Source organism: Mesorhizobium sp. (genome assembly GCF_024509055.1).
Taxonomy (GTDB): Bacteria; Pseudomonadota; Alphaproteobacteria; order Rhizobiales; family Rhizobiaceae; genus Mesorhizobium.
The window spans coordinates 1-15,615 of the sequence record NZ_JANINM010000442.1 but is presented as its reverse complement, the minus strand read 5'-3'; the positions used below and the strand labels follow the sequence as shown (position 1 = coordinate 15,615).

Genomic DNA, 15,615 nt, shown 5'->3' with positions numbered 1-15,615 from the left:
TGACACCATGCAGATCGGAATGATGGGACTGGGCAGGATGGGCGCCAACATGGTGAAGCGCCTCATGCGCGACGGCCATGAATGCGTCGTCTACGACATCAACTCGGCAAGCGTCGTCGGCATGGTCAAGGACGGCGCCGTCGGCGCCGCCTCGCTGGAAGAGTTCGTCGGCAAGCTCGCCAAGCCGCGTTGCGCCTGGCTGATGCTGCCGGCGGCGATCACCGGCAAGATCATCGACCAGGTGGCGGCGCTGATGGAGCCGGGCGATATCATCATCGACGGCGGAAACTCCTATTACCACGACGCCGTCGACCAGGCCGCCAAGCTGGCGACCAAGGGCATCAACCTTGTCGACGTCGGCACCAGCGGCGGCGTCTGGGGCCTGGAGCGCGGCTATTGCCTGATGATCGGCGGACCCGATGATGCGGTGAAGCATCTCGACCCGATCTTCGCCAGCCTCGCGCCCGGCGCCGATGCCGGCGCCAACCCTTCGAAGGAGGCCGGAACCGCGGCTTTCGGCTATCTGCATTGCGGCCCGAGCGGGGCAGGCCATTTCGTCAAGATGGTGCACAACGGCATCGAATATGGCGTCATGGCCGCCTACGCCGAAGGCATGAACATCCTGAAGTCGGCCAATGCCGGCAAGCGGCAGCGCACGGCGGACGCCGAGACCAGCCCGCTCGAAAGCCCGCAATACTATCAGTTCGACATCGATCTGCCGCAGGTCGCCGAGGTCTGGCGGCACGGCAGCGTCATCGGCTCGTGGCTGCTCGACCTCACCGCCGGCGCGCTGAAGAGCGATCCGACGCTGGCCCAGTTCGGCGGCCGCGTATCCGATTCCGGCGAAGGCCGCTGGACGCTGAAGGCCGCGATCGACACCGGCGTTCCGGCGCCGGTGCTGTCCTCGGCGCTGTTCGACCGCTTCTCCTCGCAAGGCGAATCCCAATTCGCCGACAAGCTCCTGTCCGCCATGCGCTATGCCTTCGGCGGCCATCTCGAAAAGAAGACCGGCGCGTGAGGGGAGAGGCGGCATGAGCCAGGAGAGGTCCGATACGCTGGTGCTTTTCGGGGCGACCGGCGACCTAGCCCACAAGAAGATTTTCCCGGCGCTCTACCAGATGGTCGCCAAGGGGACGTTGACCGAACCAGTGATCGGCGTCGCCTTCGACCCTTGGGATCTGGCTAAATTGCAAGCGCGCGCCCGCGATGGCGTCGTCACCGCGCTGGGCAGCATCGACGAGAAGGTCTTCGCCAAATTCGCCTCGCTGTTGCGCTATGTCAGCGGCGACTATCGCGATTCCGCGACCTTCGAGAAGCTGAAGACCGCGCTCGGCTCGGCGCAGCGGCCGCTGCACTACATGGCGGTGCCTCCGACCATGTTCGAGACCGTCGTCCAGGGGCTCGAACAGTCGGGCACCGCGCATGGCGCAAGGCTGATGGTGGAAAAGCCGTTCGGCCATGATTTGCAGTCGGCGCGCTGGCTGAACCGCGTGCTGCACCTGGTGTTCGACGAGCAGTCGATCTTCCGCATCGACCACTATCTCGGCAAGGAAGCGATCCAGAACCTGCTCTACTTCCGCTTCGCCAATTCCTTCCTCGAGCCGATCTGGAACCGCAACTTCGTCGAGAGCGTGCAGATCACCATGGCGGAGGATTTCGGCGTCGAGGGACGCGGCAAGTTCTATGACGATGTCGGCTGTATCCGCGACGTCATCGAGAACCATCTGCTCAACATCCTTTTGCTTTTGGCCATGGAGCCACCGGTAGGCCGCTCGGCCGACGACCTGATCGACGAGAAGGTGCAGGTGCTGCGCGCGATCCGCACACTCACCAAGGACGACGTCGTGCGCGGCCAGTTCGACGGCTATCTGGCGGAACCGGGGGTGCGCCCCAATTCGCCGGTCGAGACCTTCGCGGCCGTGCGCTTCTTCGTCGACACCTGGCGCTGGCAGGACGTGCCTTTCTTCATCCGCGCCGGCAAGAACATGCCGGTGCACATCACCGAAGTGATCGTGCGGCTGAAGCGCCCGCCGCTCGACGTCTTCGATCCGATCAAGCCGGGCGACGCCAATTATGTGCGCTTCCGCATCGACCCCCAGGTGGCGATCTCGATTGGCGCTCAGCGCAAGAGGGCCGGCGACGACATGGTCGGCGAGCAGGTCGAGCTGACCGCGCTCGACGACACCAAGAACGACATGCCGCCCTATGAGCGGCTGATCGGCGATGCCATGAACGGGAACGGCCAGCTCTTCACGCGCCAGGACGCGGCCGAGCTTGCCTGGCGCATCGTCGGGCCGGTGCTCGGCGACACGACGTCGCCGCACATCTACGAGCCGAAGACCTGGGGCCCGGCCGACGCCATGAACGGCTTCGGCCCGCCTGACGGCTGGATCAATCCGACGAAATAGGCATTCGGGAGGGGACGTTATGGCAAAGACGGCAAAGCCGGCCGCGGCGAAAGGTGAGCAGGCCGTGCTCACCATCGATGTCGGCGGCTCGCATGTGAAGATCCTCACCAGCGCCGGCGGCGAGCCGCGCCGCGTCGATTCCGGCCCGGCGCTGACGCCGCAACAGGTGGTTGCTTCGGTGACGAAACTGGCCGAGGGGCTGAGCTACGACGTCATCTCGATGGGCTACCCTGGACCGGTTCGCGACAACAAGCCCTCGCTCGATCCCTTCAACCTGGGCAAGGGCTGGAACGGATATGATTTCGCCACGGCCTTCGGCAAGCCGGTGAAAGTCGTCAACGACGCGCTCATGCAGGCGATCGGCAGCTATGAGGGCGGCCGCATGCTCTTCCTAGGCCTCGGCACGGGCCTGGGCGCCGCTATGATCATCCACCATGTCGGCCAGCCTATGGAGCTTGCCCACCTTCCCTACAAGAAGGGTCACAGCTTCGAGGACTATGTCGGCGAACGCGGCCTGGTGAAGTACGGCAAGAAGAAATGGCGCAAGCACGTTTTCGATGTCGTCAACAGGCTTCGCGCCGCTTTGCAGCCGGACTATATCGTCATCGGCGGCGGCAATGTCGACAAGCTCGATGAATTGCCCGAGAAATCCAGGCGTGGCGACAACACTCGCGCCTTCGAAGGTGGATTTCGACTGTGGCGCGACAAGGCCCTGATCGTCTGATATTATTACATTTCAGTATAGTTGATCAAAATAACGTGTAGCGGCGTGACGGATTATTGCGCCGCCCAGATTTGCCGACTAGGAATTCGCGAGCCTGCGGCACCGACCGTCCTTCCGACGCGCAAGTGATGCTGCAGTGGCGTCATGCGGCATAGACGGAGGGAACGACGTGGACGAGGACACCAACACAGCCAAGGAAGCCGACCTGCTTGAGCTTACTGCTCACATCGTGTCGGCCTATGTCGCGAAGAATCGCCTGCCGGCTTCCGGCCTGAGCGAACTCATCGCCAGCGTCGCCGCCTCGATCGGCGGCCTGAACCAGCCGCCGGCGCCTGCCGCGCCGCCACCCACTCCAGCGGTCAACCCGCGGCGGTCGGTGACGCCGGACTACATAATCTGCCTCGAGGACGGCAAGAAATTCAAATCGCTGAAGCGCCATATCGGCGTTCATTTCGGCCTGACCCCGGAAGCCTATCGCGCCAAATGGGGCCTGGCGGCCGACTATCCGATGGTCGCCCCCAACTATGCGGCGTCGCGCTCGCAGCTCGCCAAGTCGATCGGCCTCGGCCGCAAGGCGGAGCCCGAGCCGGTGAAGCCCGCCAAGGGAAGGAAGGCCAAGGCGCCGGCCTGACGCAGACCCACGCTGCACCAACGGTTTTGAGAAGCCTGTCGAGGGATACGCCTTGGCAGGCTTCGTGCTTTTGTGGCTTGGATAAAGGAGGCAATTCCAGGAAAACGTGGAACGGTTTTCCGCCCGGAATTGCGTGAAAAAATGCGCTCGGAGCGGTTTTGCCGCTTCATATTTTTGGGGGAGCACGACCATGAACTACGCCAGGATGGTGATCGAGAAAGAGGCGCCGGAGGAATACGGCTATGACCGCATCCGCTACAACCTCTCCGAAAGCTCGATCGCCGACCAGAAGCTATCGGACATCGGTCTCACGCTGCCCGATCTTACGCTATTCTACGGCGAACATCGCGGCGACAAGGAACTGCGCGCGCTGATCGCCGCGCAGGACGAGGGGCTCTCGCCTGACGACGTGCTGGTAACCGCCGGAGCCGCCGGCGCATTGTTCATCATTTCCACTTCCTTGCTGTCGGCCAGCGATCATCTCGTCGTCGTGCGGCCGAACTACGCCACCAACATCGAGACGCCCAAGGCGATCGGTTGCGCCATCTCCTATGTCGACCTCGATTTCGATGCGGGCTTTGCCGTCGACATCGAGCGGGTGAAGGCGGCGGTGCGGCCAAACACCAGGCTGATCAGCGTCACCTGCCCGCACAACCCGACAGGAACGATGATGAGCCGGGCCGACCTCGATGCGCTGATCGCGCTCGCCGAGAGCAGCCGCTGCCGGCTTCTGGTCGACGAGACCTATCGCGATCTTTCCTATGGCGAGCGCCTGCCCTCGGCCGCATCGCTAAGCTCGAGCGCCATTAGCGTCTGTTCGCTATCGAAGGCCTTCGGCATTCCGGGCATCCGCATCGGCTGGCTGGTAACGCAGGATCCTGAATTGCAGGAGACTTTTCTCGCGGCCAAGGAACAGATCGGCATCTGCGGCAGCGTCATCGACGAGGCCATCGCCCGGACCATGCTCCAGCGCCGCGCCGCCTTCCTGTCTTCGCTTCTGCCCGAAATGGCCAAGCGCCGCGACATCGTCCAGGCCTGGATCGACGGCGAGCCGCTGGTCGACTGGGTGCGTCCGCAAGGCGGCGTCGTCGGTTTCCCGAGGCTGAACGTCGATGCCGGCTTCGACCTCGACCGGTTCTACACCCGGCTTCTGGAAGAGCACGGCACCTATGTCGGACCGGGGCATTGGTTCGAGATGTCGAAGCGCTTCTTCCGCGTCGGCTTCGGCTGGCCGAAGGAAGCGGAGTTGCGTGGTGGGCTGGAGGCCATCTCGGCGGCGCTGAGACGCTAGAGCTATCCAGGAAAAGTGTGCAACGGTTTTCCGTCCGGAATTGCGTAAAAACAAAGAGTTTGAGCGGTTCGGCGATTCCACGAAACGCTGAACCGCTCTAAACCGTCTTCGGTCGTGGATAACAATTCCGGATTTGCGTCATCCGCGGCGGATTTTTTGCGCGCGCCGCAGGACGAACTGGGCTAAGGGTTTCCGGCCGGACCAGCGCCTATCGTGGAAGTGCCCCGCCGGCCGATGTCACAACGGGGCCTCAAACCATGACCGTCGAAGCAACCTCACCAGAACAGCGCTACGCCGCCTTCCGGCACAGACCGTTCCTCAGCTACTGGACGGCGCGCTTCCTCACCACGTTCGCGACGATGATCGTCTCCGTGGCGGTCGGATGGCAGGTCTACGACCTGACGCGCGATCCCTTCGACCTCGGCATCGTCGGCATCGTGCAGTTCCTGCCCTCGCTGCTCCTGGTCCTGGTCACCGGCGTCGTCGCCGACCGTTTTGGCCGCCGGCTGATCATGACCCTGGCGACGCTGGTGGAGGGCGGCTGCGCCCTCGCCCTTCTCTCGCTCACGCTGCACGGTCTTGGCGGTCCGCTGCCGATCTTCGCCGTGCTGGTCCTGTTCGGCATCGCCCGCGCCTTTTATGGGCCGGCCTCGTCCTCGCTGTTCGCCAATCTCGTTCCGAAAGAGGATTTCGCCAACGCGATCGCGTGGAACTCGTCGGCCTGGCAGACAGCGACCATCGTCGGGCCGGTCGCGGGCGGCCTGCTCTACGGTCTTTCGGCGGAAGTGGCGTATGCGACCGCCGCTACCCTGATGCTCGTCGCCGCCGTGCTGATCTTCACCATTCCGAAGCCCGCGCAGCAGACGGCGACCGACAAGCCGACCATGCGGACGCTGTTTGCCGGTTTCCGCTACATCTGGAGCGAGAAGATCGTGCTCGGCGCGATTTCGCTCGACCTATTCGCCGTGCTTCTCTCGGGCGCCTCGGCACTGTTGCCGGTCTACGCGCGCGACATCCTGCAGCTCGGCCCCTGGGGTCTCGGCCTGCTGCGTTCGGCGCCCGGCATCGGCGCCATCTGTGTCGCCGTCTGGCTCGCCGGCCACCCGATCCGCGATCATGCCGGCAAGATCATGCTGGGTTTCGTCGCGATGTTCGGCGCATTCACGGTGCTGTTCGGCGTCTCGACCATCACCTGGCTGTCGATAGCTGCGCTCGCCTTGCTCGGCGCGACCGACATGTTCAGCGTCTATATCCGCGAAACTTTGATCCAGCTCTGGACGCCTGACGAGGTGCGCGGCCGCGTCAATGCCGTCAACCAGGTCTTCGTCGGTGCCTCCAACGAGGTCGGCGAGTTCCGTGCCGGCACCATGGCGGCGCTGATCGGCACCATGCCGGCGGTGGTGATCGGCGGCGTCGGCGCCATCGCGGTCGCAGGCCTGTGGGCCTGGCTGTTCCCGGCACTGCGCCAGGTGCGGCACCTCAACAGCCGGAACTGATTACTCACCAGCCGGCTTGCCGAAGATCAGTTCCAGGAACTCGCTCAACCAGCGTTTGAGATGCATGTCCCAGATCAGCCGGCCGCCGAGATGGTCGCGGCCGGGCTGGGCGCCGGGCAACTCGAAGCGATGCGCGCCGCGCACCACCCAGCGATGCATCATAACCCTGGTCAGCTCGCCATGGAACTGGATGCCCCAGGCATTCTCGCTATAGCGGAAGGCCTGGTTGGGATAGGTCTCGGCGGTCGCCAAGAGCGTCGCGTCCTTGGGCAGCGAAAAGCCCTCGCGATGGAACTGATAGACCATCTCCGGCCAGTGCAGCAGCTTCCTGCCGGCCTCCGTCGCCTTCAGCGGATACCAGCCGATCTCGACCAAGCCTTCGCCATGGCCCTCGACCTTGCCGCCGAGATGGTTGGCGAGCATCTGCGCGCCAAGGCAGATGCCGAGGAAGGGCCGGTTCTCCTTCAGCGGAATTTCGAGCCAGTCTGTCTCGCGGCGGACGAACTCGTCGCCGTCGTTCGCGCTCATCGGGCCGCCGAACACCACGGCGCCGGCGTGGCCGTCCAGCGTGCAAGGCAGCTCATCGCCGAGCGGCGGTCGGCGGATGTCGAGGTCGAAACCTTCTTCCAGAAGCATGTGGCCGACACGACCGGGGCTGGACGTCTCCTGATGCAGCACGATCAGGATCTTGGGTCTCGGCCTCGCTCTGGGTGGCATGGAAGGAAGCGGTACCTCTATTCGTCGCTGGATGCGCCGCGCGCGCCGGGCGCTTCGGCCGCCGCCTTGCGGCGCGCCTCGACGCGGTCTTGACGCTCGACGCCGATCAGCTCGGCAACGCGCCACACCGTGTTGTCCTCGAGCTCATGCAGCTCGCCGTCGGCATAGACCATCTCCCACATCAGGCCGATGAAGGCCTTGCGCGCATCGGCGTCGAGCTGACGCTTGAGCACGCTGGTGAAAGCGTAGAGGTCGATCGCCTCATTGTCGGCCCGCTCGCCGGCGGCGGCGAGCGCGTCGAGTTCCTCGCCGCTGATCGAATAGGTCTCGGCCAGGATTTCCTTGAAACGTTCCCATTCGACGTCCTGGCGCACGCCGTCGGCGTTCATCACGTGATAGAGCAGCGCCGAGGCCGCCACGCGCGGATCGTCGGCGCTTGGCTTGGTTGCGCCGCCAGCCGGCAAATCCCTCAAGAACGACAGCACGCGTTCGAACATCTGGATCATCCCCCTGTCGGCCGACTGCAAGTGTCGGCCGGCGTCAAAACAAACGGAATCGGCGCGGCGATTTTTCCGCTTCGTCGTCCGGCGCCACGCCGGGATCGTCGGGCAATCTCGGCTGCTCCGTCTGTTCCGCCGTCTCGACAGCGGCCGACACCACGTCCTTCTGGCCTTCGTTCGAGATCGTTTCGGCCGCGCCGTCCGCCTTTTCCGCGGCGGGATGGGCGTCGATCGTCTTTTCGCTGGCAGGCGCGACAGATGGAGGAGAAGACGCAATCGCCGGCACCGGGACGTCCTCGTGGCTGTCGATCAGATGGCCGAGCCGCTCCATCGGCGCGCGCCAGGAGAAGGCGTCGAGCTTGCCGGTGATCGGCGACAATGGCGACCAACGCTCCGAGACCACCCCTTCGGAGACCCAGGCCGGATCGCGTGGCGCGCGCACGGCCTTGGACAGCAACTGCCGCACCTTGCCCTGGTCGCCGGTTTCGGCCTCCTCGATGTCGGCCAGAAGCAGATAGGCGCCTTCCCGGCGATCCATGCGGATCGCGGCTTCGGCTTCGCGCCGCGCCGTGGCGAAATCCTGCGCGTCGAGCGCGGCGCGCGCCACGACCAACGACGATTCGGCGTGGTTCTTCTTCAGCTCCTGCAGCTTCTTCGCCCGGTTGAGGCGGTCGAGCACGGCGTCGCCTGGCCGCGCATGGGTATAGGCCTCGGCGATCTCTGGATGCGGCTCGGCTCTCCAGGCGGTTTCGAGGATCTTGGAGCCTTTGCGCACATCGTTTTGCCGGAAAAGCATGTTGGCGGCGATGACCGCGGCAGGCCCGAAATCCGGCGCCAGCTTGTTGGCCTCCAGCGCCGCGGTCCTAGCCGTGTTCGGGTCGCTGTCGACCAGCGCATGCGCCTTGGCCGTGAGCAGCACGGCGCGGCGCCGGTTGGCGGCATCGCGCTCGATCTGCCTTGTCGACTTCTGCGCCTCGACCAGCTTCAGGGCGCCGTCCCAGTCGCCGCGTTCGGTCAGCTGTTCCAGCGTCGATTCCGCCGCCCAGGCGAGCTGCGGCGCCACCGCCGCGGCTCGGCCGGCATAGTGGCGCGCCGCGCTGCGGTCGCCCAGGCGTTCGGCCTCGAGGTAGAGCCCGCGCAGGCCGAGCAGCCGCATCTCCGGATCGTCGAGCATGCGCTCGAACTTCTCCCGCGCCCCTTCATGGTCGCCTTCGAGCAGCGAGGCCTGCGCCTCGAGCAGGTGGATCAGCGGCTCCTGGTCGGAGCTGATCAGCTTGGCCGCTTCCCTGGTCTTCTTGCGCGCCAGCGCGCCGTCGCCGGCGCCGGCAGCGATCATGCCGGTCGACAGCGCCTGGTAGCCACGGTCGCGGCGGCGCACCCGGAAATAGCGCGAGATGGTGTAGGGGCTGTTCCACAGCGACTTGATCAGCCACCAGATGATCATCACCGCGGCGACCACGGCGACGATCGCCACCGCCGCCACCATCAGCGTGACCTGGTACTGGTAGCCGTTGAAGGTGACGAGCATCTCGCCGGGACGGTCTGCCAGCCAGGCAAAGCCAAGCCCCAGCGCGAAGACGACGGCGAGGAAGACGAGGATGCGGATCATCTGCGGCTCCTCACGCCTTCGTCGCGCCGGCGATCAGCGCGTCGATCTGTTTTTCGACATCGAGCCGCGCCTTCAGTTTGCCGGCAAAATCGGATCCGGCGGTTTTCACGGCATCAGGCAGCGTGTCGTACTCGCTGAGCGCCTTGGCGTAGTCGCCCTGGTTGACGGCGACCTCCATGCGCGCGACGGTCTCGGGCGCGCCCTTGCCTTCGATGGCGCCGACCGGCCGCACCTTGACCAGCGATTGCGCGCTTGCCACCAGGCTCTGGAAGAACCCGGCATTCTGGTCGACAGGCGTCGCTGCCTCGACCATGGCGGTGGCCGCAGCGCCGACTTCCGAGGCGAGCGTGGCGCGGGTCGGCACGCCTTTTTCGGCATAGGATCGCAGCGTGGCGATTTCCGGCGCGTTTGGCGCGATTGCTGCAAATGTGTCGAGCTCCGTGGCAAACGGCGCGCCACGGTCGAGCGCAGCCTTCAGCGCCGACGCGGCGATGGCCAGTGCGATCTTCGGTTGCGAGGCCTGCGCTTCGACCTTGCCCGACAGTTGCGAGACCGATTGCTCCAGCGCCGCGACCCGGCCGTCCTCGGCCTTGGCCGCGTCGCCCGTCGATTTCACCAGCGCGTCGAGCCCGGCAAGCTTTTCGTTGAGAGGAGCGAGGTCGACGGGAGCAGCACTACCCGCTTTCTGCAGCCCGGCGACGGCCGTCTCGATCTCGCCGACCTTGTCGCCAAGCGCCTTGAGCGCGGCGCCATCGCCGCTCTGTCCGGTCGACGACTTCAGCGCCGCGACATCCGTTTTGACCTGATTGAGCGACGAGGACAGGCTGTCGACCTTGGCCGCGGCGCCGGTGTCACCGGTTTCCTTGAGCGCCGCGATCTCGCTCTTCAGCGAGGCGATCTCGCCATTGACGCCATCGAGCGAGGCCCCGTTCGAGGCGGGGGAACCGAGCACGCCGACCGCCTGCAAGAGACCTGCGCCGGCAAGCGCGATGACGCCGCCGATGACGCCGGCGGCGATGGCGTTGACACCTCTTCGGCTGGATGGCTGCGGCACGCGCTCGTCACTCCTCGTCTCGCCTGCTTTCGGGGCCGAGGCGGCAGCGCGCGAGCCGGCCCTGGAAGCATCCTCGAAATTGTAGTCGGGGCCCTTGGGCTGGCTCTTCGGCCCCTCGGAACCGCCCGGATAGGGCGTTTCCGCCTCGCCTTTCACGCCATCGGTTGGCGCCTGCGCAGCATCGGCGTGTTCCCACGGCTCGATGTCGGCCTGCTCCGCATGAATGGGCTCTTCCGGAGTTTCCGGCTGCGCCGCAGCGGCAGCTTCCTCGGCTTTCGCCTCGTCGGTCGGCGCCGAACTGGCCCTCGCGGCATCCTCGTCGGTGATTCGCGAGACGGCGCCGGGCTCGAGCTCGATCGTCACCGGCTCGCGGCGACTCTTCGAATGTCGCATCTTCGGCGTCTTGACCATGCTTGGGCTCCGCAAATTGGCTTGAGGATGGTTCAACGGGTCTAGAGCTCAAGGATGCTCTAGCACATCACCAAGCGGTGAAAAGGGGCGGTGTGATGACGCGCCTCAGCCGGGCAGCGACAAAAGCGCCAGCAGGGCGTCTTCGTCGGGACGCGACGCGATGCTTATCCTTTCATCGGCGATCCCGTCCAGCGCGTTGGCGACACGATCAGAAAGAGCCAAAAACCGCGCCCTTTCAAAGAGATGCCGCAGCGCCGATCGTACGGACAGGGCAGCAGCCGCGGCCGCGGCCTTGGCCGAATAAAGCAGCACCGCCTCGACCGGAGCGCCAGACAGGCGGGCAAGAAGATCGGCATCGCCATAGTCCAGCTCGGACGTGTCATAGGTCTCGATCGGCTGGACACGCGCGCCAGCCGCTGCCAGCCGTTGCTCGAAAACAGGAAACCGCACGCGGCCGCAAAGATAGACAATCGGCTTGCCGGCAAGGTCGGCGGCTATCGCATCGGCCAGGGCTTCGGCATCGCCCCGCCCCTCGTTGACGACGAGAAAGCCCGCCGCGCGGCAGGCTTCAGCCGTTCTCTTGCCGACGGCATGGCAAGGCAAGGCGGCAAGCATCGCGACCAGTTGCTTCGGCGCATGGCGGACGGCATTGGCGCTGGTGACGGCGACCGCCGCGACATCGGCAGCGACGTCCACCTCGACGGGCAGAGCCTTCGTTTCGGTGAGCGGTAGCAGCAGGGGCTGAAATCCGTGGGTTTCGAGCCGGCGTGCCGTGCGGGATGCGCCCGGCTCCGGCCTCGTCACCAGGACGCGGACCATGTCAGGCCCAGCCGTCGAAGAACTTTGCGCCAGCCCTGGCCCGCACAGTCCGCGCGGCCTCCGCGCCGATTTCCGCCGCATCCCGGGCCGGGCCGTCCAGTGAGACCTCATGCGACTCGGTGCCATCGGCCGAGATGATCAGCCCGGCGAAGGACAGTTTTTCGCCCGAGATCGTCGCATGGCCAGCGATCGGCGTGCGACAGGAACCGTCGAGGGCGCCAAGGAAGGCGCGCTCGCAGGCCAGTGCCTGTCCGGTCGGCACGTCGTGGATGGCAGCCAGCATTTTCTCGACCTCGCGGTCGCCGATGCGGCTTTCGATGGCGATCGCGCCCTGCCCCGGCGCCGGCGGAAATAAATCCAGCGGCATCAGGTCGGTGATGACGGCGTCGAGCCCGAGCCGCTTCAGCCCCGCATAGGCAAGGATGGTGCCGTCGGCGACGCCTTCGTCCAGCTTGCGAAGTCTGGTCTGCACATTGCCTCGGAACATCACCACGTCGAGATCCGGCCGCATCCGGCGAATCAACGCCTGGCGCCTGAGCGAGGACGATCCGACCCGGACGCCCTGCGGCAAATCGGCGATCCGCGTTGCCGTCTTGCCGATGAAGGCATCGCGAGCGTCCTCGCGCGGCAGGAAGGCGGAAAGCTCGAGCCCCTCCGGCAGCACCGTCGGCATATCCTTCGAGGAATGCACGGCGATATCGATGCGGCGGTCGAGCAGCGCTTCCTCGATCTCCTTGGTGAACAGGCCCTTGCCGCCGGCTTCCGACAGCGGCCGATCCTGGATGCGGTCGCCACTGGTCGAGATGGCCACCACTTCGAAGGCTTGTTCGGGAAGGCCGTGCGCCTTCATCAGCCGCGCCCGCGTCTCATGCGCCTGGGCGAGCGCTAGCGGGCTGCCGCGTGTTCCGATTTTCAAAGTTTGCATGGCGCGCGGTCCGTGATAACCCCCGGGCAGCTTGAGGTCTGCCGGACCTTTTCCTAATTGGGAATGACCGGTGATACAATCTTCATGGACAGCGACCAATTGATCCGCGTTCTGGGCATTGAAACGAGTTGCGACGAGACGGCGGCCAGCGTGGTGGCGCTGCACGGCGGCGCCGCGCCCGAAATCCTGTCCAATATCGTTCTCAGCCAGATCGAGGAGCACGCGGCCTTCGGCGGCGTCGTGCCGGAGATCGCCGCCCGCGCCCATGTCGAGGCGCTGGATGGTATCGTCGAGGCCGCTCTTGCCGATTCGCACTTGGCGCTCGACGAGATCGACGCGATTGCCGCGACGGCCGGACCCGGCCTTGTCGGCGGATTGATCGTCGGCCTGATGACGGCCAAGGCGATTGCGGCCGCCGCTGGCAAGCCGCTCATCGCCATCAACCATCTCGAGGGCCATGCGCTGACCGCGCGGCTGACCGACGGGCTCGACTTCCCCTACCTTCTGTTGCTGGTTTCCGGCGGTCATACCCAGATCGTCGCGGTGCGCGGCGTCGGCGACTACCAGCGCTGGGCAACCACCATCGACGATGCGCTGGGCGAAGCCTTCGACAAGACGGCCAAGATGCTCGGCCTGCCTTATCCCGGCGGCCCAAATGTCGAGAAGGCGGCGGCCAGCGGCGATGCGAGCCGCTTTGCCTTCCCGCGTCCGATGAAGGGCTCGGCGCAGCCCGACTTCTCCTTTTCCGGCTTGAAGACGGCGGTACGCAAGGCGGCGACCGCCATCGCGCCGCTGAGCGACCAGGATGTCGCCGACATCTGTGCCTCCTTCCAAGCGGCGGTCGCCGACGCGCTTGGCGACCGCGTTTCGCGCGCGCTTGCCCGCTTCCGCCAGGAATTCCCGCGCACGGCAAGGCCGGCCCTGGTCGTCGCCGGTGGCGTCGCCGCCAATCGCACCGTCAAGGCAACGCTTGAAGCACTCTGTTCGCAAGCCGGCTTCGCATTCGTCGCGCCGCCGCAAAAGCTCTGCACCGACAATGCGGCGATGATCGCCTGGGCTGGCGTCGAGCGGCTGCGCGCCGGGATAATCGACGAGAATGGCGCCGACTTCGTGCCGCGCTCTCGCTGGCCGCTGGACAGCGTTTCAGCCCCCCTGGTCGGTTCGGGCCGGCGCGGGGCCAAGGCATGACGAGGAAGAAGACCGCAAGCGGCTGGCGTGTTTCGGTGCTCGGCGGCGGCGCCTGGGGCACCGCGCTGGCGCTGGCCATGCTGCACGCCGGCCATCACGTCCGGCTTTACGCGCGTGACGAGGAAACCGTCGCCGCGATCGGCCGCGGCGAGAACCCGCGCTATCTGCCCGGCATCGCGATCGAACCCGGCATCGTCGCCACCAGCGACATTGCCTTGGCGCTCGACGGCGCCGATTGCGTGCTTGCCGTGACGCCGGCGCAGTCGCTGCGCGCCGTGCTGGGCGCAGCCGCCGGCCATGTGCCGAAGGGCGTGCCGCTGGTTCTGTGCGCCAAGGGCATCGAGCGTGGCACGGGCGATCTGATGTCGGCGATCGTCGAGGAAAACCTGCCGGAAAATCCGGTCGCGGCCCTTTCCGGCCCGAGCTTCGCCAGCGACGTCGCGCGCGGCTTGCCGACGGCGGTGGTCGTGGCAGCCCGCGAAGCCGGTCTGGCAGCGGAGCTTGCCGCCCGCTTCTCGGCGGAAAACCTGCGCTGCTATTCCAGCGACGACCTCATCGGCGTCGAGATCGGCGGCGCGCTGAAGAACGTCTTTGCCATCGCCGCCGGCGCGGTTACCGGCGCCGGTCTCGGAGCGAGCGCCCAGGCCGCCATGGTGACGCGCGGCTTCGTCGAACTGCGTCGCATCGGCGCCGCCTTCGGCGCCCGGCCGGAGACGCTGATGGGGCTTTCCGGCCTCGGCGACCTGCTGCTCACCTGTTCCTCGGCACAGTCGCGCAACTTCGCCTATGGCCTGGCGCTCGGCCAGGGCAAATCGCTAGCCGGCCTGCCGCTCGCCGAGGGCGTGCCCACGGCGGGCATTGCCGCCCGCATCGCCGCGGAGCGCGGCATTGAGGCGCCGATCATCACCGCGGTCGCGGCGATCCTCGACGGCAAGATCACCATCGGCCAGGCCGTGACGGCGCTGATGACACGGCCACTCAAAACCGAAAACGACGTTTGAACCATCGGAGCTTGAAGAAATGCTGTTTGCGTTGATTTGCAAGGACAAGCCGGGCAGCCTGCAGTTGCGCGTCGACACGAGGCCAGCGCATGCGGCTTTTCTGGAAGGCCTGATCGGCGAAGGCAGGCTTGCCTTTGCGGGCCCGTTCCTCGATGCCGACGGCAAACCGGAAGGCAGCCTGGTGATGATCGAAGCGCCTGATATGGCTGGCGCCCAGACCCTGGCTGCTGCCGACCCCTATGCCAAGGCCGGCCTGTTCGAAAGCGTCGAGATCCGGGCGTGGAACTGGGTCTTCCAGAAGCCCGCCGGCGCATGATCGTTCGCGGCTCTCGCCGTGGCGAGGCGGACAGGCTAAGGGTAGCGGTGACGGGAACGCCGTCCGTGGCGGTCCGATAATGGCGATGGGACAACTGAGATGAACTACTGGCTGTTCAAGTCCGAACCCTCGGTCTTTTCCTTCGAGGCATTGAAGGGCAAGGGCAAGGCCGGCACGCAGTGGGACGGCGTGCGCAACTACGCCGCTCGCAACAACATGAAGGCCATGCAGATCGGCGATCTCGGCTTCTTTTATCATTCCAATGAAGGGCTCGACATCGTCGGCATCGCCGAAGTCTGCGCCCTCGCCCATCCCGACACCACGACCGACGATCCGCGCTGGGAATGCGTCGACATCCGCGCGTTCAAGGATGTGCCGAAGCCCGTGACGCTGGAACAGGTCAAGGCCAACCCGAAGCTGGCCGACATGGCGCTGGTCCGGCTCGGCCGGCTTTCCGTGCAGCCGGTGACGCCGGCCGAATGGAAAGAGGTCTGCCGCATGGCCGAGCTCAACCCGGCGCCGTGA

The 15,615-nt window shown here is 65.9% G+C and carries 16 protein-coding genes; 10 read left to right on the top strand and 6 right to left on the bottom strand.

The features are described from left to right. Positions 1-7 precede the first annotated feature (7 nt). The 6 genes from gnd to Q0L57_RS24715 all read left to right on the top strand — a co-directional run bounded on the left by gnd (position 8) and on the right by Q0L57_RS24715 (position 6,550). Positions 8-1,018, top strand: a complete 1,011-nt coding sequence (gnd, locus tag Q0L57_RS24740; protein ID WP_296745694.1) for a phosphogluconate dehydrogenase (NAD(+)-dependent, decarboxylating) — start codon at positions 8-10, stop codon at positions 1,016-1,018. Between the two features lie 13 nt (positions 1,019-1,031). Continuing rightward, positions 1,032-2,408 (top strand): glucose-6-phosphate dehydrogenase, encoded by a 1,377-nt coding sequence (gene zwf / locus Q0L57_RS24735; RefSeq protein ID WP_296745692.1) that lies wholly within the window; start codon positions 1,032-1,034, stop codon positions 2,406-2,408. Between the two features lie 19 nt (positions 2,409-2,427). Beyond that, entirely contained in the window at positions 2,428-3,132 is a 705-nt protein-coding gene (locus Q0L57_RS24730; RefSeq protein WP_296745691.1) for an ROK family protein, read from the top strand. A 169-nt stretch (positions 3,133-3,301) separates the two neighbouring features. Beyond that, positions 3,302-3,763 carry a MucR family transcriptional regulator gene (locus tag Q0L57_RS24725; protein WP_296745690.1) on the top strand — a complete coding sequence of 154 codons (462 nt, stop codon included), beginning with the start codon at positions 3,302-3,304 and terminating at the stop codon, positions 3,761-3,763. A gap of 190 nt (positions 3,764-3,953) precedes the next feature. Next, positions 3,954-5,054: a pyridoxal phosphate-dependent aminotransferase gene (locus tag Q0L57_RS24720; protein WP_296745689.1), complete on the top strand. Its 1,101-nt coding sequence runs from the start codon at positions 3,954-3,956 to the stop codon at positions 5,052-5,054. Positions 5,055-5,311: 257 nt separating this feature from the next. Beyond that, positions 5,312-6,550, top strand: a complete 1,239-nt coding sequence (locus Q0L57_RS24715; RefSeq protein ID WP_296745688.1) for an MFS transporter — start codon at positions 5,312-5,314, stop codon at positions 6,548-6,550. Here the strand turns inward: Q0L57_RS24715 and Q0L57_RS24710 are convergent, their stop codons facing one another. From Q0L57_RS24710 to hemC, 6 genes are all read right to left on the bottom strand, one after another. Further along, positions 6,551-7,267, bottom strand: a complete 717-nt coding sequence (locus Q0L57_RS24710; protein WP_296745687.1) for a glutamine amidotransferase — start codon at positions 7,265-7,267, stop codon at positions 6,551-6,553. It lies immediately after the preceding gene. A gap of 17 nt (positions 7,268-7,284) precedes the next feature. Beyond that, positions 7,285-7,764: a TerB family tellurite resistance protein gene (locus Q0L57_RS24705; protein WP_296745686.1), complete on the bottom strand. Its 480-nt coding sequence runs from the start codon at positions 7,762-7,764 to the stop codon at positions 7,285-7,287. A gap of 43 nt (positions 7,765-7,807) precedes the next feature. Next, positions 7,808-9,376, bottom strand: coding sequence for a heme biosynthesis protein HemY (locus Q0L57_RS24700; protein ID WP_296745685.1), 1,569 nt, complete (start codon positions 9,374-9,376; stop codon positions 7,808-7,810). A 10-nt stretch (positions 9,377-9,386) separates the two neighbouring features. After that, entirely contained in the window at positions 9,387-10,841 is a 1,455-nt protein-coding gene (locus tag Q0L57_RS24695; protein WP_296745684.1) for a phage tail protein, read from the bottom strand. A gap of 105 nt (positions 10,842-10,946) precedes the next feature. After that, the gene (locus tag Q0L57_RS24690) at positions 10,947-11,660 is read right to left on the bottom strand and encodes a uroporphyrinogen-III synthase (RefSeq protein ID WP_296745683.1); all 714 of its coding nucleotides are present in this window, start codon (positions 11,658-11,660) and stop codon (positions 10,947-10,949) included. Position 11,661: 1 nt separating this feature from the next. After that, positions 11,662-12,585, bottom strand: a complete 924-nt coding sequence (hemC, locus tag Q0L57_RS24685) for a hydroxymethylbilane synthase (RefSeq protein ID WP_296745682.1) — start codon at positions 12,583-12,585, stop codon at positions 11,662-11,664. 99 nt (positions 12,586-12,684) lie between these two features. Here hemC and tsaD point away from each other — a divergent pair, with 99 nt between their 5' ends. The 4 genes from tsaD (at position 12,685) to Q0L57_RS24665 (ending at position 15,615) form a co-directional block, all read left to right on the top strand. After that, on the top strand, positions 12,685-13,773 hold the full coding sequence (gene tsaD / locus Q0L57_RS24680) for a tRNA (adenosine(37)-N6)-threonylcarbamoyltransferase complex transferase subunit TsaD (RefSeq protein ID WP_296745693.1): 1,089 nt from the start codon (positions 12,685-12,687) through the stop codon (positions 13,771-13,773). Then, on the top strand, positions 13,770-14,774 hold the full coding sequence (locus tag Q0L57_RS24675; protein ID WP_296745681.1) for an NAD(P)H-dependent glycerol-3-phosphate dehydrogenase: 1,005 nt from the start codon (positions 13,770-13,772) through the stop codon (positions 14,772-14,774). The genes tsaD and Q0L57_RS24675 overlap by 4 nt, the downstream gene beginning before the upstream one ends. A 19-nt stretch (positions 14,775-14,793) precedes the next feature. Then, positions 14,794-15,090, top strand: coding sequence for a YciI-like protein (locus tag Q0L57_RS24670; RefSeq protein ID WP_296745680.1), 297 nt, complete (start codon positions 14,794-14,796; stop codon positions 15,088-15,090). A 99-nt stretch (positions 15,091-15,189) separates the two neighbouring features. Beyond that, positions 15,190-15,615, top strand: coding sequence for an EVE domain-containing protein (locus Q0L57_RS24665; RefSeq protein ID WP_296745679.1), 426 nt, complete (start codon positions 15,190-15,192; stop codon positions 15,613-15,615).